This window comes from Synechococcus sp. ROS8604 (genome assembly GCF_014279655.1).
GTDB lineage: Bacteria > Cyanobacteriota > Cyanobacteriia > PCC-6307 > Cyanobiaceae > Synechococcus_C.
On the sequence record NZ_CP047946.1, the window covers coordinates 1,130,521 to 1,155,138 of the forward strand.

General features: G+C 53.5%; 20 protein-coding genes. 5 read left to right on the forward strand and 15 right to left on the reverse strand.

Annotated elements, in window-relative coordinates; all coding sequences use genetic code 11:
• Positions 1 to 66: 66 nt before the first annotated feature.
• Positions 67 to 2,157, reverse strand: coding sequence for a cation:proton antiporter (locus SynROS8604_RS05955; protein ID WP_186545495.1), 2,091 nt, complete (start codon positions 2,155 to 2,157; stop codon positions 67 to 69).
• Positions 2,158 to 2,187: 30 nt separating this feature from the next.
• Complete coding sequence (locus SynROS8604_RS05960; protein WP_186545496.1) at positions 2,188 to 3,996, reverse strand: ABC transporter ATP-binding protein; 1,809 nt, start codon at positions 3,994 to 3,996, stop codon at positions 2,188 to 2,190.
• Between the two features lie 97 nt (positions 3,997 to 4,093).
• Here SynROS8604_RS05960 and SynROS8604_RS05965 point away from each other — a divergent pair, with 97 nt between their 5' ends.
• The gene (locus SynROS8604_RS05965) at positions 4,094 to 4,279 is read left to right on the forward strand and encodes a hypothetical protein (RefSeq protein WP_186545497.1); all 186 of its coding nucleotides are present in this window, start codon (positions 4,094 to 4,096) and stop codon (positions 4,277 to 4,279) included.
• Between the two features lie 19 nt (positions 4,280 to 4,298).
• On the opposite strand, the gene SynROS8604_RS05970 is transcribed toward SynROS8604_RS05965, so the two are convergent.
• From SynROS8604_RS05970 to SynROS8604_RS06005, 8 genes are all read right to left on the reverse strand, one after another.
• Positions 4,299 to 4,643, reverse strand: coding sequence for an RNA-binding protein (locus SynROS8604_RS05970; protein ID WP_186545498.1), 345 nt, complete (start codon positions 4,641 to 4,643; stop codon positions 4,299 to 4,301).
• A gap of 261 nt (positions 4,644 to 4,904) precedes the next feature.
• Positions 4,905 to 5,153 (reverse strand): hypothetical protein, encoded by a 249-nt coding sequence (locus SynROS8604_RS05975; RefSeq protein WP_186545499.1) that lies wholly within the window; start codon positions 5,151 to 5,153, stop codon positions 4,905 to 4,907.
• A gap of 48 nt (positions 5,154 to 5,201) precedes the next feature.
• The gene (locus tag SynROS8604_RS05980; RefSeq protein WP_186545500.1) at positions 5,202 to 7,010 is read right to left on the reverse strand and encodes a DEAD/DEAH box helicase; all 1,809 of its coding nucleotides are present in this window, start codon (positions 7,008 to 7,010) and stop codon (positions 5,202 to 5,204) included.
• Between the two features lie 103 nt (positions 7,011 to 7,113).
• The gene (locus tag SynROS8604_RS05985; protein WP_186545501.1) at positions 7,114 to 7,467 is read right to left on the reverse strand and encodes a phosphomannose isomerase type II C-terminal cupin domain; all 354 of its coding nucleotides are present in this window, start codon (positions 7,465 to 7,467) and stop codon (positions 7,114 to 7,116) included.
• Positions 7,468 to 9,159 (reverse strand): ATP-dependent RecD-like DNA helicase, encoded by a 1,692-nt coding sequence (locus SynROS8604_RS05990; protein WP_186545502.1) that lies wholly within the window; start codon positions 9,157 to 9,159, stop codon positions 7,468 to 7,470.
• Positions 9,156 to 12,809 (reverse strand): UvrD-helicase domain-containing protein, encoded by a 3,654-nt coding sequence (locus tag SynROS8604_RS05995; RefSeq protein WP_186545503.1) that lies wholly within the window; start codon positions 12,807 to 12,809, stop codon positions 9,156 to 9,158. Before SynROS8604_RS05995 ends, SynROS8604_RS05990 begins: the two co-directional genes overlap by 4 nt.
• Positions 12,806 to 16,102, reverse strand: a complete 3,297-nt coding sequence (locus SynROS8604_RS06000; RefSeq protein WP_186545504.1) for an exodeoxyribonuclease V subunit gamma — start codon at positions 16,100 to 16,102, stop codon at positions 12,806 to 12,808. The genes SynROS8604_RS05995 and SynROS8604_RS06000 overlap by 4 nt, the downstream gene beginning before the upstream one ends.
• Positions 16,096 to 16,704, reverse strand: a complete 609-nt coding sequence (locus SynROS8604_RS06005) for a metallophosphoesterase (RefSeq protein WP_186545505.1) — start codon at positions 16,702 to 16,704, stop codon at positions 16,096 to 16,098. The genes SynROS8604_RS06000 and SynROS8604_RS06005 overlap by 7 nt, the downstream gene beginning before the upstream one ends.
• Between SynROS8604_RS06005 and SynROS8604_RS06010 the strand changes: the two genes are divergently transcribed.
• Entirely contained in the window at positions 16,698 to 17,045 is a 348-nt protein-coding gene (locus SynROS8604_RS06010; RefSeq protein ID WP_255445237.1) for a hypothetical protein, read from the forward strand. The two genes, SynROS8604_RS06005 and SynROS8604_RS06010, sit on opposite strands and share 7 nt — an antisense overlap.
• Positions 17,046 to 17,599: 554 nt before the next feature.
• Here SynROS8604_RS06010 and SynROS8604_RS06015 read toward each other — a convergent pair.
• Positions 17,600 to 17,800 (reverse strand): hypothetical protein, encoded by a 201-nt coding sequence (locus SynROS8604_RS06015; RefSeq protein WP_186545506.1) that lies wholly within the window; start codon positions 17,798 to 17,800, stop codon positions 17,600 to 17,602.
• Between the two features lie 1,284 nt (positions 17,801 to 19,084).
• Here SynROS8604_RS06015 and SynROS8604_RS06020 point away from each other — a divergent pair.
• On the forward strand, positions 19,085 to 19,615 hold the full coding sequence (locus SynROS8604_RS06020; RefSeq protein ID WP_186545507.1) for a hypothetical protein: 531 nt from the start codon (positions 19,085 to 19,087) through the stop codon (positions 19,613 to 19,615).
• A gap of 360 nt (positions 19,616 to 19,975) precedes the next feature.
• On the opposite strand, the gene SynROS8604_RS06025 is transcribed toward SynROS8604_RS06020, so the two are convergent.
• The 4 genes from SynROS8604_RS06025 to SynROS8604_RS06040 all read right to left on the reverse strand — a co-directional run bounded on the left by SynROS8604_RS06025 (position 19,976) and on the right by SynROS8604_RS06040 (position 22,802).
• Positions 19,976 to 20,071: a sigma factor-like helix-turn-helix DNA-binding protein gene (locus SynROS8604_RS06025; protein ID WP_186545508.1), complete on the reverse strand. Its 96-nt coding sequence runs from the start codon at positions 20,069 to 20,071 to the stop codon at positions 19,976 to 19,978.
• 167 nt (positions 20,072 to 20,238) lie between these two features.
• A complete protein-coding gene (locus SynROS8604_RS16155) occupies positions 20,239 to 20,607 on the reverse strand; it encodes a sigma-70 family RNA polymerase sigma factor (protein WP_186545509.1) in 369 nt (122 codons plus the stop codon).
• Positions 20,604 to 20,774: a sigma-70 factor domain-containing protein gene (locus SynROS8604_RS16215; protein WP_186545510.1), complete on the reverse strand. Its 171-nt coding sequence runs from the start codon at positions 20,772 to 20,774 to the stop codon at positions 20,604 to 20,606. Before SynROS8604_RS16215 ends, SynROS8604_RS16155 begins: the two co-directional genes overlap by 4 nt.
• Positions 20,775 to 22,409: 1,635 nt before the next feature.
• Complete coding sequence (locus SynROS8604_RS06040) at positions 22,410 to 22,802, reverse strand: hypothetical protein (RefSeq protein WP_186545511.1); 393 nt, start codon at positions 22,800 to 22,802, stop codon at positions 22,410 to 22,412.
• 111 nt (positions 22,803 to 22,913) lie between these two features.
• Between SynROS8604_RS06040 and SynROS8604_RS06045 the strand changes: the two genes are divergently transcribed.
• Positions 22,914 to 23,138, forward strand: a complete 225-nt coding sequence (locus SynROS8604_RS06045; protein WP_186545512.1) for a hypothetical protein — start codon at positions 22,914 to 22,916, stop codon at positions 23,136 to 23,138.
• 413 nt (positions 23,139 to 23,551) lie between these two features.
• Complete coding sequence (locus tag SynROS8604_RS06050; RefSeq protein WP_255445238.1) at positions 23,552 to 24,598, forward strand: site-specific integrase; 1,047 nt, start codon at positions 23,552 to 23,554, stop codon at positions 24,596 to 24,598.
• Positions 24,599 to 24,618: the final 20 nt, after the last annotated feature.

Sequence of the window (24,618 nt, forward strand, 5' to 3'; positions counted from 1 at the left end):
TGCAAATTCTAGGTCTGTTCCTCCAACCGTTGAATTGTGTTGAAGTTTGTGTCGTGACAACCATGATTAGTGGAGTGGATCGCTAATCATTAGGGCCGGACAGCCCAACTGATGCACCAAGTTGCTCGTGCGATCACTGGCCGGAATGGGGAGGCCAGCAACGCGACGTCGTTGTGAACGCAGAATCACGAGATCTTGGTTTTGGCTGAACCAGTGGATTTTTGAATCGATGCCAGGTCCTTGCAGCAGTTTGATTTGAATCTGTTGGCTGGGGATGTTACGCGGACACCAGCTCAGTAGTTGCTCTTCCATCCAGGATCGTTCGTGGCGATTAAAGCGCGGATCATGGATGTGAAGAAGGCTGATGGTGGTGGATGTCGGGTCAGGCGCGGTGGATAGGAGCCGTAGGGCGAGCTCAAATTGTTCGCGCGCACTGGCCGAAAGATCTTTGATTGGAACCAAAATTTGGTTGAGTTCCTTGAGGTCTCGCCGCCCCAGATTGGCTACCACCACAGGACAATGAGCCGTTCGGCAGACCCCATCGACCAGATCGCCCAGGAGCCATTTGCGTAGTGGGTCAGGGCGTCCTGCTCCGATTAAAAGCAGATCGGCTCCCTCCTCTAAAGCGCTTCTGCTCATGCCCGCAGCGATGTCGTCATCCACGCGTAGGAGGCAACGCGTGGTTGCCTTGAGGCCCTCTCCGTTGCTGGCTGCCTGACTCAGCCTGCTCCTTGCGGCGGATAGGGCCCGATTTAAGCCACCGCGAGCCTCCTCAAGGCTTGGGCTCACCAGTGCGAGCGGAAGGAGCTGCCCGTTGTGATCGCCCTCTCCCTGGGAGAGTCGAGCCGCCAACTTCAGCAGAATCAACTCTGTTTCTGGGTTGGCCACTGGCACCAACACTTTCAGCGGGCGTCGCACCACCTCTCCAGGTACATCCAGATCTTGATCGAGTCCTGGTGTTCCAAAGCCGGAGTGTTCATTCGGTTCCATCAGGGCCACGACGGATCGAGTGGTGAGGGTTGGACCGAGCGTCGCCGTGACCACCATGACGGCCAGAACGCTGTTGAGAACTGTGTTGTCGAGCAATCCGGCTTGATAACCAATGAATGCCGTTGCAAGCGTGGCGGCCACCTTCGGCATGGCGAGCGACCACATCAGCAGCATTTGATTGCGGCTGTAGCGGAACCAGCGCCCGGCAATCACGGACGCCAGGGCTTTGCACCCCAAAGCGCCAGTGAGCATGAGGGCTGTGAATTCAATGTTGCTGATGCTGTCGGCGAGGCTGCCGAGATCGAGCAGCAGTCCTAGATGAATGAAGAAGATGGGGATGAATAAGGCTCCCCCCACAAAGATCACCTGCTCTTTGACCTTGCCTTCTGGAAGGACGGAATTCACGGCGAGCCCAGCCAGAAAGGCGCCCACAATTTTTTCAACCCCTGCGAGTTCAGCGCCAAGGGAAGCCACAAACAAGGTGAGTAACACCGCCAGAAACACCCGGTTTTCATCGATGACGCTGCGCATCCATAGATGGCGCCCAAGCATGCGAATGCCCCAGACGACGACGAAAGCAAACACACCGATGCTGATCAGCAGCGCTGTAAAGCTGCTCGGTGTGAGGTTTCCCTTGCCCAGCCCTAGGGCTACAGCGAGCAGTAACAGCGCTGCAATGTCGGTGAAGATCGTGCTTCCAACGCTCACAATCACGGATTCGTCACGCTGGGCTCCGTAACTCCTCACGATTGGATATCCCAGCGGAGTGTGTGTGGCCATCAGGGCCCCCAAGAGCAGGCTGGGCACGAAGGGGAATCCAAAGATCTGGCCGATGCCGAACCCCGTTCCAACCCCCAGAACAAAAATCAGAGCTCCGAAGGTCACGGAGCGACGTTTCACCCTGTTGAACTCTTCCAGGTCGATTTCCAGTCCAACCGTGAACAGCAAATAGATCGCTCCGATATCAGAAAGAAGCGTGATCGTTTCGCTTTTGGCATCGATCCAATGCAAGACGTGGGGACCAACCAGGACGCCAGCGACTAACAGTCCGACCAGATCCGGAAGCCTTAGCCGCCTGGTTAAGGGCGGAATCAAGACGCTGATCCCAACAAGCTGAGCAAAAATGCCCAGTGGGTGATGCATTAGGTGGGACAGCGAAGCAGCCATCGGCGAAGTCTTGGATGAAAAGTTTTGGCGTTAAAGCGTCAGCGCTTCGTCACTGCGTAAGCCAGCTTGAACCCGCCAAAGGTCGGCGTAAGCGCCTGGTTTGTGCAGAAGTTGATCATGGGTGCCCTGTTCAACAATGCGACCAGCGTCCATCACAATGATCTGATCGGCATGTCGCACGGTGCTAAGTCGATGCGCAATCACCAGTGTGGTCCGATTCGCGGTAATGCGCATGAGCGAACGCTGAATTGCCGCCTCTGTTTCATTGTCAACAGCGGCTGTTGCTTCATCGAGGATCAACACGGGTACATTTTTTAAGATGGCTCTAGCCAGGGCAATTCTCTGGCGCTGACCACCGGACAAACGCTGACCTCTTTCGCCTACAAGCGTGTCCAATCCTTGCGGGAGGCTTTCGATAAAAGCTAGGGCTTCGGCTTGTTCCGCTGCCCAAACGATGAACGACCTAGACGCTTCAGGAGATCCGTAGGCAATATTTTCTGCGACGCTTCCGTGAAACAAATAAACATCTTGACTCACGAGTGCAATGCATCGGCGAAGATCTTGCAGATGCAGCGATGCAATCGGATGGTTGTCAAGAACAATCCTGCCGCTCGTGAGCGGATAAAGCCTCAGGAGTAATTTAACCAGTGAACTTTTCCCTGAGCCTGTGGCACCCACAATGCCAATGGTTTCTCCTGCACGAATCGCTAGGTTGAAGTTGTTGAGTAGTGGTTCGCGATCTCTATAGGAGAAGCAAACATGTTCATAGCGTATGTCTCCTTTGATAGTCCTTGGGTTGAGGCGAGTGCTTCCACTGGCGATTTGAATTGGAGTGTCAATGAGATCGAGAACTCGCTGTGTGGAGGCCATTGAACGTTGGTAATCGTCCAAGGTTTGTCCCAATGTGGTGAGGGGCCAGAGCAGTCGCTGGGTAATAAAGACCAAGAAGCTGTAGGTCCCCACAGCGATAAGTCCTTGCCAAGCTTGGATGCCTCCGATCAGAAGGATCGCTAAAAAGGCAAATAAGATTGCAAAGCGAATCAGGGGGATAAAGGCAGCAGAGATTCGAATCGCCTGACGATTGCACTGTCGGTAGGAATCACTGGCTGAACGTAGTTGTTCGAGTTCCCATGCTTCCGTTGCAAAGCTTTTGATCGTGAGCATCCCGCCAAGATTGTTAGAAAGTCGAGAGGCGAGATCTCCAGCTCGTTGGCGTACGTCGCGATATCGCGGCGCTAGGCGACGTTGAAAATTGAGTGATCCCACAAGGATGATCGGGATCGGTAGAAAGGCGAAGAGTGCTACTCCCGGTGCCATCAATGTCATGGCGCCACCGACCAGCAGAACGGTGGTGACTAATTGAAGAATTTCGTTTGCGCCCCGTTCAAGAAAGCGTTCTAGCTGATGGATATCATCACCAAGAACGGTGAGAAGGCGCCCAGTGCTATCTCTTTCGAAGAAATCCATCTCTAGTTTTTGGAGATGGTCGTAGGCCTCCAACCTCAGACTGTGTTGGGTGGTTTGTGCAAGATTGCGCCACAAAACACCGTAGAGATATTCAAAGAGTGATTCTGCGGTCCAGACCAGGAAGGACAGCAGCGCCAGAACAATCAGTTGGCTGGGCACTGTTGCCGCACCCAAGGCCGCCAGCCATGAAGAATCTTGCTGAACAACAACATCAACGGCGAGGCCAATGAGGACTGGAGGCAGCAGATCAAAGACTTTGTTGATGATGGAGCAGCTCACTGCCATCCAGACCCGTCTTCTGTAGGGCTGTAGATGGCTTAAAAGCCTTGGCAGGGCAGGCTGAGTGCGACCAGGCAGAATTTGATCGGCCATCACTAATGGCAAGACGTTCTATTCAAGCGTTGTGTTGCCCAACAGCGTCAAACCTCCTGAAACGGTGTAGACCGGAATCAGAGATCGAGGAGACTGGATGACTCGTACAAGAGCTTTCAATCGTTTTCATCGCTTCTTAGCGCGGAAGCATCGTGATGAAGTACGCAATGCAGCCCCCGTTTTGCCTGTTGAAGAGACAAGGCCTGGGGATCGCTTTCAAAAGCTGATCGATCGTCGTTTTGAGCTGGATTGCAAGCTTGAAATGGAGGAGACGGCTCGATGAGCTGTCTCCTCCCGATGGATCACCAGCGGTTGCCGCCGCCGTAGCCGCCGCCGCCATTGCCACCACCGTTGCCGCCGCCGCCGTAACCGCCGCGGCCACCGCCACCGCCACCGCCAGTGCGCTCACGTGGGGTTGCTTTGTTAACGCGGATCATGCGACCCATCCACTCCACGTTCTGGAGGTCGTCGATGGCTTTTTGCTCATCTTCGTCTGTGGCCATTTCAACGAAGCCAAATCCGCGCTTGCGGCCTGTTTCGCGATCGAGAGGAAGACTTGCGCTCTTAACCTCTCCGTATTGACCGAATAGATCGAGAAGATCTTCTTGTTCTGCCTGGAAAGACAGATTACCGATGTAGATGGTCATTTCCTGAGGGGACCGTTGGACATTTGATCAGAGAAGTTTTGGTCCGAAAAGGAAAGTCCTTGATGCTGAAGCTGGAGAGCTGAAGCCTGGGGGAGCGAGCCGATCAGAGCCGAACATGAAGCTGATGCTTCACCACGCTACAGGTTTGCATGGAGCGACATCACAACATTTGATGAGACAATCGAAAGGTTTCATTTTTTTCGATGTTCTGTCGCATGGTGAGGATCTCCTGACCATGCGACAGGGATGTGTCAGGGGATATCACTGGGTTTTCATGAGGGGGCCGTACTTCTCGGCGGCCAATTCTTTGCAGATTGTTTGGGCTTGCATGATAAAAGCAATGCCCTTCATTTCTCTTGCAAAGCATGAACAGGTGAAATCACCCATGCCTTCTGGTGGCGTTTGTCCAGCTTGAGACATGGCGGCATTAAAACCAGCCATGCAAAGCTTCTTGATTTCTTCCGAATCATCGGCGGCCTGCGCGATTGATCCGGTGGTTGTGATCAGCATGGGCGATAGGCAGAGGCTGATCACAAGGCGGAGAAGATGATTCAAGAGTTAGGAATCCTGGCGGATTTGAAGCTCTCGATTCATCACTTTCAGTCGGCGTAGTGAATTGAAAACGTTCTCAGGCATCCCTTTGGGAAGGTCCACCAGGCTGTGCGTTTCAAAGATTTGAATTCGCCCAATCATCCGCCCTTCGAGTCCTGACTCATTGGCGATGGCTCCAACAAGGTTGCCGGGTTTGACGCGATCGCGATGGCCGACCTCAACCCTGAACCGCTCCATATCATCTTCGGGTGGGCGTGATGCCCGCTCGGGTCGCCTGCCGCGCTCGTGACCACCGCGATCTCCGCGTCGGTCATCTCTCCTGTCGTTGCGCATTGGAGCTTTCAACCAGCTTTCATCGCCCTGCACCAACAGAGGTCCTTCGCCAACGGCCAACCTCATGGCGGCCAGGGTGAGTTGACCGGGTTCCACCTCAAGCTCTTGGGCTACGCGTTGGATGAGTTCTTGAAGCAGAGCGGTTTCTTCATCTGGTTTGTCTTCGCTGGTGGCTTCAGCGCTCAAGCGGGTGCGAAGACGGTCGAGTCGACTCTGGTTGATTTCGGCATTGCTAGGGATGTCCATCGGTTCAATGGCCTGTCCCACGGCGCGTTCGAGATTGCCAACGAATCTCCGCTCCCTGGGCGTGATGAACAGGATGGCTTCCCCACTGCGGCCCGCTCGGCCTGTGCGACCGATGCGGTGCACGTAAGCCTCACTATCAAAAGGCATGTCGTAGTTGATCACGAGACCGATGCGATCAACGTCGAGTCCGCGCGCTGCCACATCGGTGGCAACCAGGATGTTGACGGTTCCTTTGCGCAGGCGTTCCACAGTGCGCTCCCGTTGGTTTTGGGGCACATCTCCGTTGAGCACAGCCACGTCGTGACCAGCGGCTTCGAGGGATTCCGCGACGGTGAGGGTGATGGCTTTGGTGCGGGCAAAAATAATCACTCCTTCACCCGTCACCGCCTCGAGCACACGGTTGAGTGCTTCGAGCTTGTGAGAGTTCTGCATCGTGATGCAGCGATGACGGATGCGGCGCGCCTCCTTCTCCTTCGTTTTGATCGTGATTTCTGCCGGTTCACGCAAATAGCGCTTGGAGAGCCTGCGGATTTCATTCGGCATCGTCGCTGAAAACAGCACGACCTGACGCTCTTCAGGCAATTGTTCAAGGATCCATTCGACGTCGTCGATGAAACCCATGCGCAGCATTTCATCGGCCTCATCGAGGACGAGGCTGCGCAATCCGCTCGTATTCAGCGTTCCTTGGCGCATGTGATCCATGACCCGTCCTGGGGTGCCCACAACGACGTCAACACCACGCCTTAACGCGTTGATTTGGGAGCGGAAATCGGATCCCCCGTAGATCGCCAGCACATTGAGGTGAGGGTGCCCAGCGGAATAGGCCTTGAATGCTTCTGCGACCTGCATCGCGAGCTCACGGGTCGGTGCCAGCACAAGCACGCTCGGGAGCGGGCTGTCTCCTTGCAATCGCTCCAGCAAAGGCAGAGCGAAGGCGGCGGTTTTCCCTGTGCCGGTTTGCGCTTGGCCCACGAGATCACGTCCGAGCATGAGCTCAGGGATGGCCTCCTTTTGAATCGGCGAGGGCTCTTTATATCCCTTATCAGCAAGTGTTTTGAGCAGGGCTTCACTGAAGCCGAATTCTGAGAATCCAGACGGTGCCTCTGGCTCTTCGACTTTTTCAATCACCGTTGTAAACACGTCATCGATGGGTTCCGATGACGTGGTCTCGGAAATCTCAGACATGCTGAGATCCACTGAACAGGACCCTTCGCCCTGAGCTGGTGTATTGGTCATTCTTGAAAGGCAATTGCCTGATTAATCCTTTAAATCAGGCTTGCAACGTCCAATCGGCGTGAGCCGCGCTGTATTGCTTGCCTTTCGATCAAAGATTGAAAATTTATCTTAACACTCTGCCGAAATCGTCCTCTAGGCGTTCGATATCGCTTTCTTCGAGGATCGAGCCATGCTGGACCTCAATGATCAGCAGGTCGCCATCTCCGCCCAGCGCTCTGTGGATGGCTCCTTTGGGAATATGCAGGGTGTCTCCTGCTGAGACATTCGACCATTGCCCCTGGCAGAACAGCTCGCCGCTTCCTTGCGCCACTGTCCAGTTTTCGCTGCGATGCTGATGGCGTTGCAGGCTCAAGCGTTGCCCGTTCTTTATCAGCAAACGCTTCAGCTTGTAGCCCGGGCCACTGCCGAGATCTTCGTACCAGCCCCAAGGGCGGATCACTCTCTCGATCCCGCTCATCTACGCATCCCCGATCCTGCTTTGATCTTCAGGATGCCGAGATCCTGCTGAGCGGCCTAGGGCCAATGCTGATGGATCTGCAAATAAAAGCAGTTGCTGTTTGGCGCGGGTGATGGCTGTGTAAAGCAGCGAACTGCTTTGGCGATCGTCGAGTGCAGGCCAGAGCAGCAGCACCTTGTCCATCTCGCAGCCCTGAGCTTTGTGGATGCTGAGTGCCAGGGCTGGCTCTAGGTGTCGAAGACGGGCTGGATGCAACAGCGCATGCCGGCTCTCGCCCGAGGGGTCGCTGCTGAGAAACAGGGCCCGTTGATGCGCCCCCTCTCCGATCATCACCCCGAGATCTCCATTGGCGAGGCCCAGTTCTGGCTGATTTTCGCTGCACAACACTGGCAAGCCCGACGGCCAGCGCTGAGGTTCAGAGCTAGCAATCATCCGTTGATGGACGGCATCCACACCCCATGGCCCGCGACGTCGCGGGCAGAGCACCATGAGGGTGTCAAGGATGCCGAGAAGGTCTTGCGCTTGTTGTTGATGGGGTTGCCCATCAGCGTCGAGCTCTAAAGCTCTTGCTCTTGCTTGGAGATGGTCAAGATGCCGCGTCAGTACGGCATGCACAGCCTCGGGGATCTGCTTTGTTTTGGGCTGAAACAGGCTGATGTTGGAGGTTTTCGGCAACGTGCTCAGTTGCGACCAGAACGGGTTCAAGCCTTGGTCACGGAGCAACGCACTCATCTGCGCGAGGGCACCTCGGTTGCGGTACACCTTCGTGAGGGTGATCGCCCCTTCCTCAAAACGCTCGTTTTGATCAGGGGCCTGAAGATGCTGCCAGACCGCTCCAGCACCAATCGGTGGCAACTGAGCGCTGTCTCCCACCAAGACCAGTTGGCAATGGCTTGGCAGTGCACTCAACAGGGCGCGGCCTAGCTCCAAGTCCACCATCGACATTTCGTCGACGATGAGTAGGTCCAAATGCAGGGGGTTGCGTCGGTGACGGCCAAAGCCTCCGGGACGGGCCTCCAGCAGGCGATGAAGAGTGGTGCAGGGCAAGGACGCGGTGGTTGGGTGGCTGCGAATGGCGTCCTGGAGGCGACGTGCGGCCTTGCCAGTGGGAGCGGCAAGTCGGGCCCGAAGATTTGGTTGATTCTCAAAGGCGCGGAGCAGCATGTGCAACACCGTGCTGGTTTTACCGGTTCCGGGACCTCCGCTGAGTAAAACCACGCCGTAGCGATCGATGGCGTGAATCGCCGATTGCTGTTCGGGACTGAGATCGGAGGTCTTCGATCGCTGGCTGGTACGGCTGCCGTGGGGTGTGGCATGGCTTGGGGCATGGATTGGGGCCTGGAGGTAGCGGCGTTGAAGTTCGCGTTCGAGCTCTTGCATGGCTCCATGCCAGCGACGCCAGGAGAGGGTGTTGTGGTGCAAGACCAAGACGGATTGGTCACCGTCCAGCCATCCACTCGCCAGCAAGGCTTCCCGGTGAACCCTGGGCCAGCCATCACTCTCGATCCCCTCTGGAACCTCGGATCCATCGTGGAGTGCAAGGGAAATGTCCCCTCGGCCAAGCGCAAGGGTGAGGGCACGCAAGAGCTCCACAAGTGGTTCACTGTTTTGCTCCGGCGGCAAGCGCCGTTGAAGCGTGGCGAGCAATCCGCGCTGAAGGGAAAGGAGAGCCTCCGACGCTGCAGATTTCATGACGACAGCCCCTCAAGCCACTGATCCAGCCGGCGAATTCGCGTTAAGGGGGCCGGCTCGATCACGAGCCCTGAGCCCCCTTTCGGGCTGATGCCTCTGAGGAAGACATAGGCGTAGCCGCCGAGGTGGCGTTCGGGGTCGTAGCCATCGAGCCTCCAGCGCAGGTAGCGATCCAGGGCCAAAAGGTAGAGATGGGCCTGGAGCGGGTAGTGATGGGAGAGCATCTGCTCCTCCATCGCGGCTTGGCTGTAATGCCGGGGTCCGCAGGCGATGCCACGGCCAGCCTCGTTTCGTTCTCCAATCCAATTGCTTTTCCAATCCGCGACCCACCATCGGGCTGTCGCTGGATCATCCCCATCGGTGAACACCAGATCGATCGATCCCGTGAGAAACCCCCGACTGCGAATGTCCAACTGCCGCAGGCATTGCGCGTAGTGAGCCCCAAAACGATGGTCGCTGTCTGCCTCGAACGCATGGGCTAAGCCTGCAGAGCGCACTGGATCGCCTTGCTGGGCAACAGGTAGATCAAAGCTGAGCTCGTGAAGACGTCTACCCGCACCCAAATCGGTCAGCTTTAAGTGTTTGAGGGGGCCGCCTAGGGGTGCCATCAGCACGTTGTTGAGCGCTGAGATCACGGCATCACTGTGCTCGAGGTTGATTCCCGCTCGGCCAAGCTCCTCAGCTACCAACAGCTGATTGGGCGCTTGGTCTGCAGGACCTTGAAAGTTCACCTGTTCAAGAATTCTGTGCAGACAATCTCCCGCTCCTGGGCCTTTGGGAAAGGCGGCAAGCGGGCCATTTAGATCGGCTGAATCGTCCGGGTTAATGGGGGCTTCGCTGTCGGCTACAGCATCGATGTCACGCCCCTCTTCCAGCGTGCGTGGATCCGCGGGAGCTGGGGCGTGATGGGTGTTTTGAGAGGAGATCCAGGCGGAATAGCTGCTCCGACCCCAGCTGCGGTCGAGGCTGCGTTGAGGAACCTCCGACAACTGCAAGGTCTCAAGCCTCGGAGTTGGACGCCAGAACGGCTGGGTTGTGTGCTCGAACGGTGAATGGCGACTCATGCCTGGTGCATCGCCTAAGGAGAGCGCCTTCATCCAGCTGGCCAGAGGGTTGGCGTCCTGTCCAGCAGCGACGCACCAAAACACCACGAGATGGCGCTCCGCCCGTGTGAGTGCCACGTAGGCCAGCCGCTCTGCTTCGGCAGCACTGTCGTATTGATCACGTTCGGCGGCTTTGTGTCCCCGGTCCCAATGGGGGTTGAGCGCCACCTGCCAAGTGCCTTCTGGATCGTTGGCTGGGTTTCGCCAAAGGGGGCCTTTGCTCTCCGCTGGTGCTTGCCATAAATAGGGGCAGATCACCACGGGGTACTGCAGACCTTTGCTTCGGTGCACGGTGACGACGGCCACCGCGCTTTCTGCCAAGTCGCTGTGGGGCTGTCTGATGTCGGGGGTGGGTTCGATCGGTTGTAAGCGTTGTCGCCTCAGCCAATCTGCGGCGCTGCCCAGGTCGAGACCTTGTCGATGCATGGCGTCTTGCACCAGTCGGGCACATTGCTGAATGTCGCCTAATAAGCGCCCGCGGCTGGAGAGATCAGCGAGCATTCGCCCCTCGAGGAGTTGGGACAGGCAACCGAGCAACCCGCGGTATGGGAGGTCGTCTTGCAGGCTGCGAAGTTGCCCTGCCAGACGGTCGAGATCACCGTTGCTCTCCGCGTTCTGCAACTGACGGCTTGTCCATTGCATCAAGGCAGAACAGGCGAGTCGCCGCAAGCGTCCGCCATCGGCGGGCGTGGCGAGGGCATCGAGGAGATGTTGCAGCTCTGTGGCACCGGTGGTGCTGAGGACATCTCCAGGACTGACCAGGCGGCTGGGAAGTCCTCTTAGGGCGAGCTGTTCTCGCACCGCCTCGGCCTGGCGATGACGGCTCACAAGAACGCAAAGATCCGATGGGGTGAGAGAGGGATCGCTGTCCAGCAGGTGGAGGGCTTGGCCAGCGACCAAGGGCGGAATGGTCGATTCGAGGGATGTGCGGGAGGGGAGGTCGTCAGGGTTATCTGCTGGAAGCTCGATCAGTTGGAGAGGCTGCTCGCCGTCATGGAGGTCTAAGGGAAGGGCACTGGCGCAGGGGGTGACGGGGGGCACCTCGAGGTCCGACAAGATGAGGCCTGGAGCCATCCACTGGTTCATCGCCTCCATCAGGGAAGGCGTTGTACGCCGGTTGTCGAGCAGGTTGTCGATTCGATCGGCGCTTTGTCGGGCTTGTTTGTAGGTGTTGAGATCTCCTCCTCGAAAGCGGTAGATCGCTTGTTTGGGATCACCCACCATCAGCAAGAGATGGTCTGGCGTTGCGAAGCAGGTCTGGAGCAGGCGCCACTGCAGAGGATCCGTGTCTTGAAATTCGTCGATCAGAGCAACGCGGTAGCGCTGCTGAATCGGGGCTAGCCAGCGTTGTGGTTCCGCGTCTGATGGTTTGGGATCAAGGGCGTCGAGCAAGCCAGAAAAGCTGATCACGCCCTGTTGAGCGCGGCGGCTAGCCAGGGTGTGGAGTCCGTGGTTAAGCGCATGGCGCCAGACCTGCTCGGCTGGGCCATCCCATAGCGCCGCAATGGCTTGTTGCAGGGTTGGTTGTGGAAGGCTGGGATTGATTTCGCTGCAGCGGCGAGCTGTTTTGCTGAAACAACCCGGATGGAAGTAGTCAGCGAGCAGATGCTGTTTTCGCACGTTGCCGTAATTAATGCGTAACGATTGCGTGTTGTTTTCCTGTTTAATCCAAGCGTCGATTGCGCTGGCGCGATCTTTTTTCGGTTTCGGTGCGTAGGGCTTGGTGTCGGTTTGGCCTTGGCTTCGCCAATCCGTGGCGCAGTCGCGAAAGGCTGTTTCTAAGGCGTGTCCGCTGGTTTCCCACTGCGCTTCAAATTCAGTCCAGCTCGATCGGAGCCAGTGGTCAAAGCACTCGATCAGCGGACGCGGTTGCTCGTGGGCCCCTTCCGTGTTGGCGATCCGAACAGCGCAATCGCTATCCAAACGACGGAGGGCTTGGCTCAGTTGATCGGCTGAGAGGCCGGCGTGCAGGAGCCCGGAAACGTCGTCCGCTGGCAGGGCTAGCACCTGCTGTTCCCAGTAGTCGTAAGCCACCTCTTGGCAGAGATGGTGGCTGTCATCGTCAAGACACACCTCCATCGCTGTGCCGTTCTGGAGAGCTTGCCGGCGAAGGCTGCGCCGGCAGAAGCCATGGATGGTCGTGATATCGGCTCGCTCCAGTCCTTCCAGCGCTTCCAGCAGCTGGCTGGCAATGATCCGCCGGCTGTGGGGATCTTGCCCATGGATGGACAGCCACTCCTCCAACACGGCATCGCTGGGTGGGGAGTCGGCTTGGGAGCCGGATTTGGAGCCGGAGTCTTGCGCATGGGGTTGGAGCAGGGCTTGTAGGGCGTCGTTCAGACGCCGGCCAATGCGATCCCGTAATTCGGCAGCAGCGGCTTCTGTGAAGGTGACCACCAAAAGCTCTTTGAGGTTGAGCTTCCGCTCAGTCACCAGCCGCAAGACCAGGTGGGCTAATGCAAAGGTTTTGCCCGTGCCAGCACTGGCTTCTATGAGACGCACTCCGGCATCGAGGGGGTACTGATTGGGTTCAAAACGGCTCCTCATGGCCGCTGCGCCTCCAGCATCGGTGCATACAAAGCTTGAAAGGCCTCTTCAAAGCAGGCGTCCGTTAAAAAATTGTCGGCATCGAAGTGGTCGCCAAAACAAAGCTGCATCTCTGGACGCTCCCGCTCTCCCATGCCTGCAAATCCCCCATCCCAGCGGCTTTCAAACGCTCGGTTTGCTTTTTCAAGACCTTTGTTCAACGTGAGGGCTCTGGCCAACCCACTGGCAGGTGGGACCGGCCAGCACGTTTCAGCTCCTGCATGTGCCAAGGCCTTCAGAAACAAGAGAAGCTCCTGAGCTCGCTCTCGATCCAGAGGTTGCCAGTGAAGCGCGATTTGAAACTGATCGGCTTTGGTGCTGCTGTCACAACGACAGATCACAGCCGTTGGGGTGGATCCTCCCGCCGCTTGCTGGATGAGGTGTGTGAACCAGCCGCCCAAGGCCGTGCGTGATTGGAGCCGTCCGGCGCTGACCCAAACCGTGGTTGATCCAGCTCTGATCACGGTGCGTGACTCGCTCTCTGCGCGGATCGATTCACACTGCAAAGGCCCAAGTTGCAACAGGGTTTGTTGCAGGTTTTGCCAGCGCTGTTCGAGGCGATTCGCCGCCAGTAGGCCTGCTGCGCCAGGTGGAAGCATCCCTTGGCCGCGAAGCTGCTTCGCCCATTCCCCTGGAAGCGCGTGCTCCCACTTCAATCTCGAATCGGAAGCAAGCCAGTCGATCTGATCGAGGAATGACTGGTTCAGAAGAGATTGACGCTGCCGCTCCTCGAGTTCGAGCGCTGAGAGATCCTCTACGGGGGTGGACCACTCCCGTGTTTCCAACCCTCTCGCTTTGAGCCAATAGCGCTGGGGAGCCTCCAGCCAACGGCTGACGGCATCCGTATCCAAACCATCAGCGTCGCCCACTGGAGTCCAGTGCAGGGGATGGGCTAAGCCCAAGGAGTTCTTGCTCACGCCCATGGGATCGCGGCGATCCAGATTGAGCCTGGCGTCGAGGTGGTGACGATCAGAACTGAAGGCTGAGCCGGAGCGATTGGCAAGAAAATTGCGAGGATCCAAGGGGTTGGCTGGCTGCTCTAACACCACGCGCTCAAACTGTTCGGGGGTGAGTTGGTCCTTCAGCAAGGTGAGCCATTGTTGGACCGGAGGTGCTGGGGGAAGCGCTTCGCCCTTGCGTTCATCGCGTGCATTCCAGCTGATGAGGAGATGTTGTCGCGCGGACATCAAGGCTTCCAGCAGGACGTAGCGGTCCTGATCTGTGCTCGATGGATCGCCGAGTCGGCGTTGCTGTTCCAAGAGGTGAAAGCCGGCGCGTTCCTGTTGACGTGGAAAGTCTTGTGAATCCAGCCCCATCAGCACGATCAGCCGATGGGGAATCGCCCGCATGGGCTCTAGGGCGCTGATCGTTAGGGCACCACTGCGGTGGCCAAAACGACCGCTATCGGCGGAGAGGGCTTCATCAAGAATGGAGACCACGACGGAGAGGTCAAGGTCAAGAGTGCACTCAGATGCCTGTTGCTGCATCGTGTCGAGTGCTTGGACGATCGCTTGTTGTTCCCAGGCCCAGTCCCCTCCATCGCCATAAAGATGCTGGAGAAGCTGATTCAACTGGGAGGTCCAAGCGCTGGGGGGATGGGGTTGACGTAGACGCGTGATCCATTGCGCTAGTCCATCTAGAAGCGGCCACCATTGTTCGAGTTGCTGAATGGTGAGCCCCCCCTGGTAAGGAGCACAGCCTCCAGGAGCAAGACCTGGTTCGGCAGGCAGCACCAGGCCAAGCAGCCAGCGATCAAGACACCAACGGAGGCTATGGGTGTCATCGCCACCCCGCTCTTCGCCATTCACCCCCCAACGGAAGCCGGTCTGTTGGAGGCACTGGGTGATTCGCACGGCATCCGTGGCCGTGATGCCTTGGAGGACTTGCAGGGCGGGGTTGGAGAGAAGAGCCTCAAGCCCGGAGGCTGTTAAGCGCTCACTTGCCAGCCTTAACAGGGCCATAAATCCCTGGCTCAGGCCTGGAGTTGATTGTTGGCTGCGATCGGTGAGTCTCCAGGGAATGCTCACTCCCGTGGCGTCTTGATCACCGAAGACGGAGGTGAGGAGCGGGGCATAGCGCTCCACATCAGGCGTCATCACCAAGACATCTCGCGGCTCCAGGCTTGGATCAGAGGCCAGCCATTGCAGGATCTGATCGCGGACCAGTTGCACTTCTCGCCATGGTCCTGCGCAGGCCAAAAAGCGCAACGACCGGTCTTGATCAGCAGGTGTGAGGGGTGGTGCGCTTCCATCCACCAGCTGTTGTTGCACTTGCTCCAGGAGCGTGGCTGGCCGACCTTCGGATGCAGCGATTTGTATCGGCGCGGCGAAGAGATCCCCCTGATCCCATTGGCCGAGAAAGCAATCACCGTTGCCTTCTAAGAGCAACTGAAACTCAGCTCCCATTCGTCCCAAGATCGCCTCCAGACGGGGCGATTCCAAGAGCCAGGGCCCATCGGGTGGGGTGTTCCATGCTTGTCCGAGCGTTTGTCTCCTCTGTTCGGAGCGTTGCCATAGCTCTGGACAGGGTGTGAGCAGGTAAAGCTCGATCGCCATCAGGCCCGATAAGCCCTGCAGGAGTTCCACCTGCACCGGGGCGAGATTGCTGATGCCAAACAGGCGCAATCGAGGCGGAAGGGCTGCTGCTGGAACATCACCTGCCCTCAAACGTTCAACGGCCTTTTGCACTTGGAGACCAAAGGGATCACAGGGGAGGCTTGCGGCCAGGGCCCGAACGAGTTGTGGTTGCCAGCGCAAATGAGCCGGCAGGTCAGCGTCTCCGTGGCCCTCAATCCATTGGCTCAGTTCCTGCGGTCGGTAGAGGGCGTAGTCATCCACCGCATCGGCGAGGCAGCGGGCAAGCTGCCAATGATCACGATTAAGCTGTCCAGGAAAGCTTGCATGTTGCTCCCACCACAGTTTCAGGCTTTCAGCAGTGGGGTGTTCGAGAAGATCGGGGAGCACCTTTAAAACCGACCAAACCAGTCGTTCTGCCCGCCAAGGATCTTCGCTGCTTGGATCGAGATCCAAGATGCAGCGCACCAGCTGACGTAAGCGCGATCCAGGAAAGGGAAAACGCACAAGAGCATTGATGCCGTTGGCTTTGGCCAGTTGCTCTCCGAGCCATCGGCTTGTCGGCCAGGTGTTGACGACAATCTCCAGCTCTTCAAACGGACCTGGGGGGTCAAGCGTCAGCGTTTGAGCCAGAAGCGTTGCAAGAAACTCTGTGCGATTGCTGCGGTAAACCGTTAGCAAGGCTCTACCTGGATCGATGGGGCCGTCCGGTTGCGTGGAGCAGCCGTATCCACCTGTACTCCCTCTACCTGCACAACGGCCTCTGTTTCTGGGCAGTAAGCCGAGAGTTTTCCTCCATACACCGCACCCGTGTCAATCATCACGATCTGACCATGTCGCTCCACATCAGCTCGAGGGGTATGACCAATCACGACCAGTCCAAGGCTGCCGTCGTAATGCTCCCAGAAGGTCTCACGGATGGTCAGGTTGAGAGAACCATTGGCGTCGAACCCTGCGTGGGTTGCCAGCCATCCGTCTCCCTGAAAAACATCGGGGAGCTGATCCAGCCTCTTGAGCCATGGGCTGGGGCTGGTCAGGGACGCTTCGCTGACGGTCTGTAGGAGCGCCTGCTCATGATTTCCGCGCAGCCAGGTCGCCCGTCCAGCCGTGACTAAAGACCAAACCAAGTGCATCGTGGAGGGGGTATCGGGCCCACGGTTGATCACATCTCCGCAAAACACGACGTGGTCACTCTTTGGTAGAGCGCTGAGTAGGCGCTGTAGCGGTTGATAGCAGCCATGCACGTCTCCGATCACCCAGTGGTTGCACGGGAGTGATGACATGCCAAACAGGCTATGGAGTCATCACATTAATTCCCTTTACTGGTACGAATGCGATGCGTGGAAATGCTTACCCTAATGGCCGTTGTGAACACGATGTGGACCCACGATCATTGCCAGTGGCTCGTCGCGTGAGCTTGCTCGTGAACGCTCTCGACGGTGCACAACGCACCAATGAGGCTCTCGCTGCTTGTACCAATGGCGAAGAGATGCTCGACGTGCTCCTGGACGCGTCGATGAAATTAAGGCTTGGCCTAACGCGAGAGCAGCTTCGTAATACACCACCGATTCGAGATTGGGTTTGGTGGAAAAATAAGAATGCTCTGGTCACCATTGGAGATTAAATTTTCGCTTTTTTGCGAATCAGGTTGTCTCTATTTAGTCAGGCTTTTGACCAGTAATTTTTGAATCGATTTAAGGTAGTGCTTACTGTAGCTTTTGTGTTCTTGATAGTGATTCAGACAGCGAGATTTATTTTCTGTGTAGGCGAGTATGCGGCATCAATACTTCATGCAAAGGCTGCTTAGTGGCAAGGGACTTTTGGCGATGCCTGTTACTGCTCTAGGCATGAATTAAGGGCAAATGTAAATTAATTTGATGTCGTGTAATCTCAGTAATTTTCGGACTCTTTAAGGCAATGGTCAACATTGTCTAATGTTTATAATTCTCGACTGGCTGAACAGCGGTTTCCCCATTGCCTAGCCGAGTTCTTCAACTATCTTCTCAATAATGTGGTCTGGATAGAACTTGGCGTTGTTCAACTTTGCGGACGGATCGTGATCATTGGTGGCCTTATCTGAAATCTCATTTTTGGTCTCAGCGTCTACAAGCCACTGTCTCAGTCATAGCCTGCAGCTCGAACATTGAATAAGCCAGATTTGTTTCTCCGTCGCAGCCGCTAGCTCACAAGATCTGCTTCTGAGGCTGCTTTAACTACTTTAAGGTCGACAAACGACGCAGGCTTTAAATGGTCGATGAAGTGAATGCGTGCAGCATCCGACTTAATCCATTCGTTGAGCTGTTCCTTGGTTTGATGCTCTGGGACGTTTAAATTAACCGTGATAGTGGCAAGCAGAGTGATCTTTTGCGAGTAATTCATTGTTTAAAATTTGAGAGATGATAGCGATTGCTCGAGCGATTAATCAACGAGCATTGAGATTTCGTGTGTATTTATTCCAATTGTAGGGGATGCAGCAATTCTTGAGATTAATCATGGGTACTATCCGCATTTTTTGAACCATAAGCTTTAAGTTTCTATGCTGTGTCGATAGTGGTTATGAAAATTAACATGAAGTCTCAATTGTGTTGATGGTAAGTTTTTTGGATTTTATTTGATTCTGAGGAGATCGCAATCATCGCCGATGCCGGTGATAGCAGTGCCGTCATTGCTGCTGAGACGAATAGGCCTTTCATGAAATGATGAAACATGGTCCAGCGATGCTTAAGCAATGATGTGGCAACTGCGATTAATAGAAAACTGAGTTAAGAATCACAGGTCCACGCGATTGTGTTCGTTATCCTTATCAGGGTCCATCACTTTTTTGAAGTGAGTCATCCAGTCTCATTACTCGGCTGATTCAAGAAACTCAGTGAATAAAATAATCTGGATGAACTTATGAGGAGATGTTCAGTTGATATCTTTGATTAAGAGCCTCCAGCACAATAACGGACACTACCCATTATTCTTGAGGAGTCGATCACTTCACCTTGTTTCGATGAATTTTTAACATGATGAGCAATACAAGTGTTTTGGGATGATGCCTGTTTGGCAATTGGGATGAGCAAAATAAATCCTCCTATTATTGCTAGTACTACCAAGCATTTTTCGGGAATTCTAGAAAGCGACATTTCAAAGGAAATTGATTGATATAGCCAATGATACAACAATTTTTGACGTGATTTGAGAAATAAAAGGCTCCCTACTGGTTGTGTTTTGACTTATGTCTTGTTTGATGGCAGCTAAAATCGTCAAAACACTACTTGATGTTTTTGATTGGCTTAGATTAGTCTTGCGTCGAATTTAATACAGCTTCATAGCGCTTAAAGTATTATAATGCTTAATATTTGCTTTATTTAGACACTAAGTTTATGATAAGTGTCATACATTTTTGGCCCTAAATGTATTTGCCAAACCATGCTGTTTCATTCGGCCATGAGGCTGTATTAAATTCGATTCAATCCCCTTCGCCGATTAGGCTAGCCGCTTTCTGATGTTATTAAAAAGATTCGAAGGTCTGATGAATGCAGATGATTTTGATTGATATGTATGATTTTTGTATCGATTTGTTTGCTATGTAATGGTCGATTCTACCTGCTCAAGGTTGTTATTGTGGTTAAAGTCTTGGTGTCTAGCTTGTAAGCATCCTGATAGAGGTATGATTTGATGGTAATGGTCAGAAAGCTGATGACAGTCAAGAATTTCAAGCCAGCTAGTTTGAAGCAGCGTATTTCCTTTCTTGCCAAGCAAATCAAAACCAAGAAAACCCTTATTCAAAAACTTATTGATCAAAAGCATGAGCTAAGACAATCTTATATCGTATCAATGGAAAAAATGCGCCAGAATATAGTGCAAAAACACTCAGGAAATCATAGTATTCAAGACGATTATAATTTTGAAATCGTTCGCCTCGACAAGGAGGAGCAAGTCTTAACTCTTGAGGTCGATGAGCTTTTAAATCAAAGAGATCGACTTAATAAAAGTCTTTTAGACCAGAACACCGGCCTATTCATTTCCAAAAAGTTTATTTTAGCTTTTTTAACGTTTTCTTTTTTTGTTGTTTGCTTGGGATTATTAGTTACGCAAAAGCATGTCCTTTTTAGCATGTTCTACAACAGCAAGGAGTTCAGGATTAACAACCCCTTGATCTCAATGAACCAATTTGTAAGGCAAATTTCCCGTTTACCTCTCAGATAAAATAACTTTATTCATCAGTAGCGTTGCAATTTTCTCACAGGGCTTGTGATTTATCTCAGCGCAGGTTTACCCCATATCCCTCGAATAGAACTAAATCTTGATCCAAACTGCTGAGTGATCTGATTGTCTCTCGCTTCTTCAACGAATAAAGGCACCATCTATGCAGATACCTGCTCTGCTGCTAATTGTCTTCCATGCTTCTCGATACCGATAATCAGCCCAAACCCTTGCAGTATTCGGCATCATTTACGATGCGACTCATGAGGGTAGGAATCACTATTGAATCTACTCAGTATGCCTTCACTCCTAGGGGCCTCTGCATTCACGCCACTAGCTGCCTGTGTTCGATCAGCTTTGCTGCTAGTTATTTTTTGCGCGCTCAACTTTCTGACGAACCCGCTCCCGGCTTATTCCAATTTCGTTAGCGATCGATTGAAGACTCTCTTCATCAATCACATGGCATCATAGCAATTCTTGGTCATTATTTTGAGCTAATTTTGTTTGTAGTTCGAGGCTGTCTCGGACTGCTTCCCATTGGAATTTGTCGATGTAAAGTGTTGACTGTTCGACGCAGAGCATTTCACTTAGGGTTGAGCCATCACCATCACCCCCCAGTCTCATGTCTAGGGATGTGGTACAAGTGCATGGCGCAAGTTTTTAAGTTGTTCGTCGCTGATGTGAAGCTGATCACAAATCTCTGGATCGGTTAATCCTCTTGGTAAGTGATTGAGCTTGGTGATCAACTGATTCAGGGAGTACGGAACTCGGATTGTGGATCCTGTCTGATTGATAGCCCTGCTGATCGATTGGCGTATCCACCAGTAGGCGTAGGAGCTGAATTTGTAGCCCAGTTCTGGGTCGAATTTTTCGACTGCGCGGTTTAGCCCAATGCAGGCTTCCTGAATTCCATCTACCAACACTAGTTGGCCAAGTTGGCGATGCATGTATTTTTTTGAAACATTGACCACAATCCTGAGGTTAGCCTTGATCATTCGATCTTTAGCTCTTTTCCAGCTCTTTTTTGGCTGCGGGTTGCCTTGGGTGACTGGCTTAACTTCACAGCCGTTCCGAGAGTGATCTCCTCTGCCGCTGTGAGCGATGGGATTCTCCCCATCTCGTTCTTGAATTGGTCGATATTGCCGTTATCCAAGAATGGCATTCAGATCAGAGCGAGGTTCCATCAAAGGAACTTTCGCGTGCGTTGCCCTTCCTTGATGTGAGATCCATCACCATTGGCATGATCCTGCTTTAGTACTTATGCAATTGCTCATAACTTTGTGGGGGGAAAGTCGGGTGAGTGGCAATTGTCAAAAGGAAGCGCATGACGAGCCCTCGGATCTGATGCTTCGGTGGCCCTTGACGGAGTACTGAAAAATGCTTGAACTTCAGCTTCAGGCAACCGAAATCATTGCAAGCAGCCTTCCCTATGTGTGCGACAGCTGCGTCAATACGCGCCGCAAGCGTTTGTTAATGGAAAAGAGTAAATTCAAATGGTCAATGAGACCCATCCTTTCGAGTGAATTGATCTTATCTCAATGGGTAACCTCGCCAAACCGCTTAGTGGATTGACAGTTCTGAGGAATCTCTCAATATAAACCAGTCCAACTCATCAAGGGGTTGAATTCCTCACCCTTACTGAATACGGTTTAGCCGCCTTTTTATATTTGACATGAAAAGACTATTTCTATTCATTGCTTTGCTTACCGCTGTTCCTGCACATGCTGCAAGAAATGATTTGGTCAGGGCGTAGTCGCAATGGCGTGTGCAATGTTGGATTCAGGTTGTTCTCAGCGAAGAGTAGAAGGAGTATTAGATGTACTTGAACAACAAATTATTAGAAGCGGGATTAGTGAGCGAGTGTAGGCGCAAATGGCGAGAGGTTTTAATTATCAGGCTTCGAGAAACAACTGTCCATTGAGATATTGATATTTTATTGAGTGGTTTGGATGTTTAGACCTTCCTCCTGAGAATTGTCTTCACTCCTGTCGCCTGTCACGGAGTCTGGTGGCTTCTCGAAACCCCTCGTCGAAACAATTGGGGGACGACTATTGCTTGGGCAAAGAGACAGGGTTACGCCCCCCCCCCCCCCCCCCCCACGTCGATACTGGTTGGTGTTTGATTTTTTTAATGCCTTACACCACCAAATCTCGTGATTCTCCGGTCATGCTCCGTATGTGAACTGGCAAGAGATACTCCGCTGAGATTCATTTCTTGAAGAGGTCACTAGTGGTAGAGAGAAGCATCTGCGCTAAAAACGGTTGAATTTTATATGGTCATCCTTATGCATGCGAGGTTTTTATCAACCACTGACTCTGTGAACAGCATTACTGCATTGCTGGATGATGGTCTTCACCTCAGCCCTTCATTCGGGAGATGCTCTGTTCCTTGGGGTTCAATACCTCCATCATACTTATAAACCAATGAAAAATTCCGAACTCACACTTGATCAATTCACCACTATTTCTGGCGGTGTAATTGAGGCTCTTGATGGGAGCACATGCATAAATTGACATCTCACTAAACCTCTGAAAATGGTTCTTGGTGGAAGTACAGGATCCTTCAATCCTTCAATCCTTTTGATAGAAATTCAGATAACAACTTCTTCAGCAGTGCGGATTTGGTCCTAGACGACATTTGAGCAAACGGCAACAAACAATGGAGTTCAAAGCTTCGCCATGAGCGGGGTTTTTTATGACCAACGCAGTTGTTTGATGGAAACCGCTCTATAGGTCTTTTCTTTAGCCGTGTTTTGTCTAGCGGTCTTCAGCAGGGGTTAGTCCACTTTCAACCCTTATCAGTCGTCACCTCCATCAAGATCCATTGATTTGAGCGCGAGGTTTATGCGGTCTTCTGCTTCAAGTGCTTTATTCGGTCCTCTTGTCGCCCCATCAACAGCAATCTTGCCTCCGCTCTTGAATACCAGCTCTTTGCACATGTCATCAAACACATCTGCTGCATTTGGATGCCGCCTGAAATAGTCGGCAAGCCATCGGTTGACCTCCTCCGGTAACTCGACATCACCTATCAGCTTCTTGTCAAGCACTGCTCTCGCAAACGAGACGGATGGCTCCTCTTCCGGTGTTTCAGCCTCAGCGATCACCCTGACCTTCACTTCAAAGGTCTGTGCAACCTTCCAGAAGTCAACACCTGGGTAAGCGTCTTCCAAAAATGAGGCTTCGAGTTTCATTGCTCTACTTTCGGCGCTTAGTCGGTTTTTTAGTGGTTGATTGATAGACAAAGGTCTTACCAAACAAGACCGACCTCTTCACTCCATTGTTACCAAATTTGGCTTCTGTTGGTGTCTCAGCGCTCCGGTTCAACCATTGCCCTATGCCACTCGATGTTCAGCGATCGATCCACTGCCTTTTACTTAGTGACGCTGGACCACTACGGTTCCATCTCTTGGCTCGTTGCTTCTGCTCCGCCCAAACCGGGTTCATTGAGCAAGCAACGTGATCGTTTCAATGGCGTTGATTTTTCTGCCTTGCTTGCCAGCCTGTCCGTGCGGTCGATGTCAACATGATTAGCCTTAGCGATCAATGCTTTGTACACCACTTGCGCCAATCACTCTGCAGGCAATAAAAAAGCCGCCTTGGGTGGGCGGCTCATATGCCAGTGCTGGACTGACTGGTTTTGCAGTCGGGGTGACAGGATTCGAACCTGCGACATCCTGCTCCCAAAGCGGTTGCTCACCCTAGTAGGCATGGGCTTTCGAAATTAAGATCCCAGTCATAGAAAGCATTCTGTGTTGCCTAATGTTATCTGGTGTTATCTGCTGCTTGACGTTTTGCACACATCTTGCACACAATGGGAGAGCAGGATGTCGCTATGTAGTTGCCACGCATCAGTCAAATTGAGCCTTGGGTGAAGCCCTTTAGGGACCAGATAAAGGTGTCTTGTGGACCTGGTTGGAAGGTGCTGAATAGTCGTGGAACGATGCGACTTCAGGTCGTTGATGTGGGGTCAGTGATGCTCCCTTACGAGTGGACGCTGAAAGGATCAACGCAAGCCTTGCCTCGTATTCAGCAGATCTTTAAGCGTTGGGATGGTGGACGCGTCACCCTTACTGCTGCATCGCAAATCGCCAACACAAGCAGTTCACATCAGAAACTCGATTTCACTCAGTTAGTTGATGCTTTTCACAAGTTCGTTCCTTATGCAGGCGAGAAAACGTGGAAAGAGAATTACGTGCCTGTTCTCCGCAACTGCCGCGAGCAATTCAAAGACCGCCCCCCAGTGGACGGTGAAGCTCTTTGTATGGCAGCACTGGCGCAATGGGAACAGGGCACAAGGATGCGACAAATCAGCCGCAGAGTCCTTTCCAAGTTCTTGGATTGGGCGGTGCAAAGGGGTCACCTAAAACCCATCTACAGCCCACCTGCTCGTTTGCCTGAAACGTTGAAGCCAAAGCGGATTGGATACCCCCTGAGCGATGCACAAATCCTTTCCTTGATTGAATCAATCCCTGACCCCCGATGGCAGTTCGCCGTTCAACTGCTCGCCGTATACGGGTTACGTCCTGAAGAGTTGCGTTGGTTGCGAATCAAGGATGGTGCTCTTTGGTGCATCTATGAAAAATCAATGGGTGGCATCAAAGGTCAGAAGACAGAACCCCGTCGCTTGCATCCGTTGTTTGTCCGTGATGTAGATGGCACCGCTATTGATTGGAAGCTTCAGGCACGACTTCAAATCGGTGAGGAATTGCCGCCATTGAGAACTGAAGGGAAAGGTGCTCAAGCTGTCACTTCATATCTGCGAAGACGTAAAACCTGGATGGCAATGATTGAGGAGGCAGACCATGCAGGTGAACAGCTCACGACTTACTCATTCAGGCATCGCTATGCCAAAGAAAGCCATACCAACAACCTTCCTGTCGCCAATATCGCTGAGGCAATGGGACACACGATGGAAGTTCATCTGAAGAACTACGGCAGGTTCAAACCATCAGGAACAGGCAATCTCTATGCCGAGGTGAATGTTTAACGAGGATCAGGAATGAATAA

Excerpts from the sequence above, each read along its gene's own strand:
- SynROS8604_RS05960 (WP_186545496.1), bottom strand. The coding sequence starts at position 3,996 with ATGGCCGATCAAATTCTGCCTGGTCGCACTCAGCCTGCCCTGCCAAGG.
- SynROS8604_RS06005 (WP_186545505.1), bottom strand. The coding sequence starts at position 16,704 with ATGTCATCACTCCCGTGCAACCACTGGGTGATCGGAGACGTGCATGGC.
- SynROS8604_RS05955 (WP_186545495.1), bottom strand. The coding sequence starts at position 2,157 with ATGGCTGCTTCGCTGTCCCACCTAATGCATCACCCACTGGGCATTTTT.
- SynROS8604_RS16155 (WP_186545509.1), bottom strand. The coding sequence starts at position 20,607 with ATGATCAAGGCTAACCTCAGGATTGTGGTCAATGTTTCAAAAAAATAC.
- SynROS8604_RS05995 (WP_186545503.1), bottom strand. The coding sequence starts at position 12,809 with ATGAGGAGCCGTTTTGAACCCAATCAGTACCCCCTCGATGCCGGAGTG.
- SynROS8604_RS06050 (WP_255445238.1), top strand. The coding sequence starts at position 23,552 with ATGCGACTTCAGGTCGTTGATGTGGGGTCAGTGATGCTCCCTTACGAG.
- SynROS8604_RS06010 (WP_255445237.1), top strand. The coding sequence starts at position 16,698 with ATGACATGCCAAACAGGCTATGGAGTCATCACATTAATTCCCTTTACT.
- SynROS8604_RS05965 (WP_186545497.1), top strand. The coding sequence starts at position 4,094 with ATGACTCGTACAAGAGCTTTCAATCGTTTTCATCGCTTCTTAGCGCGG.
- SynROS8604_RS16215 (WP_186545510.1), bottom strand. The coding sequence starts at position 20,774 with ATGCCATTCTTGGATAACGGCAATATCGACCAATTCAAGAACGAGATG.
- SynROS8604_RS06040 (WP_186545511.1), bottom strand. The coding sequence starts at position 22,802 with ATGAAACTCGAAGCCTCATTTTTGGAAGACGCTTACCCAGGTGTTGAC.
- SynROS8604_RS06020 (WP_186545507.1), top strand. The coding sequence starts at position 19,085 with ATGGTAATGGTCAGAAAGCTGATGACAGTCAAGAATTTCAAGCCAGCT.
- SynROS8604_RS05975 (WP_186545499.1), bottom strand. The coding sequence starts at position 5,153 with ATGCTGATCACAACCACCGGATCAATCGCGCAGGCCGCCGATGATTCG.
- SynROS8604_RS05970 (WP_186545498.1), bottom strand. The coding sequence starts at position 4,643 with ATGACCATCTACATCGGTAATCTGTCTTTCCAGGCAGAACAAGAAGAT.
- SynROS8604_RS06015 (WP_186545506.1), bottom strand. The coding sequence starts at position 17,800 with ATGAATTACTCGCAAAAGATCACTCTGCTTGCCACTATCACGGTTAAT.
- SynROS8604_RS05990 (WP_186545502.1), bottom strand. The coding sequence starts at position 9,159 with ATGAAATCTGCAGCGTCGGAGGCTCTCCTTTCCCTTCAGCGCGGATTG.
- SynROS8604_RS05980 (WP_186545500.1), bottom strand. The coding sequence starts at position 7,010 with ATGACCAATACACCAGCTCAGGGCGAAGGGTCCTGTTCAGTGGATCTC.
- SynROS8604_RS05985 (WP_186545501.1), bottom strand. The coding sequence starts at position 7,467 with ATGAGCGGGATCGAGAGAGTGATCCGCCCTTGGGGCTGGTACGAAGAT.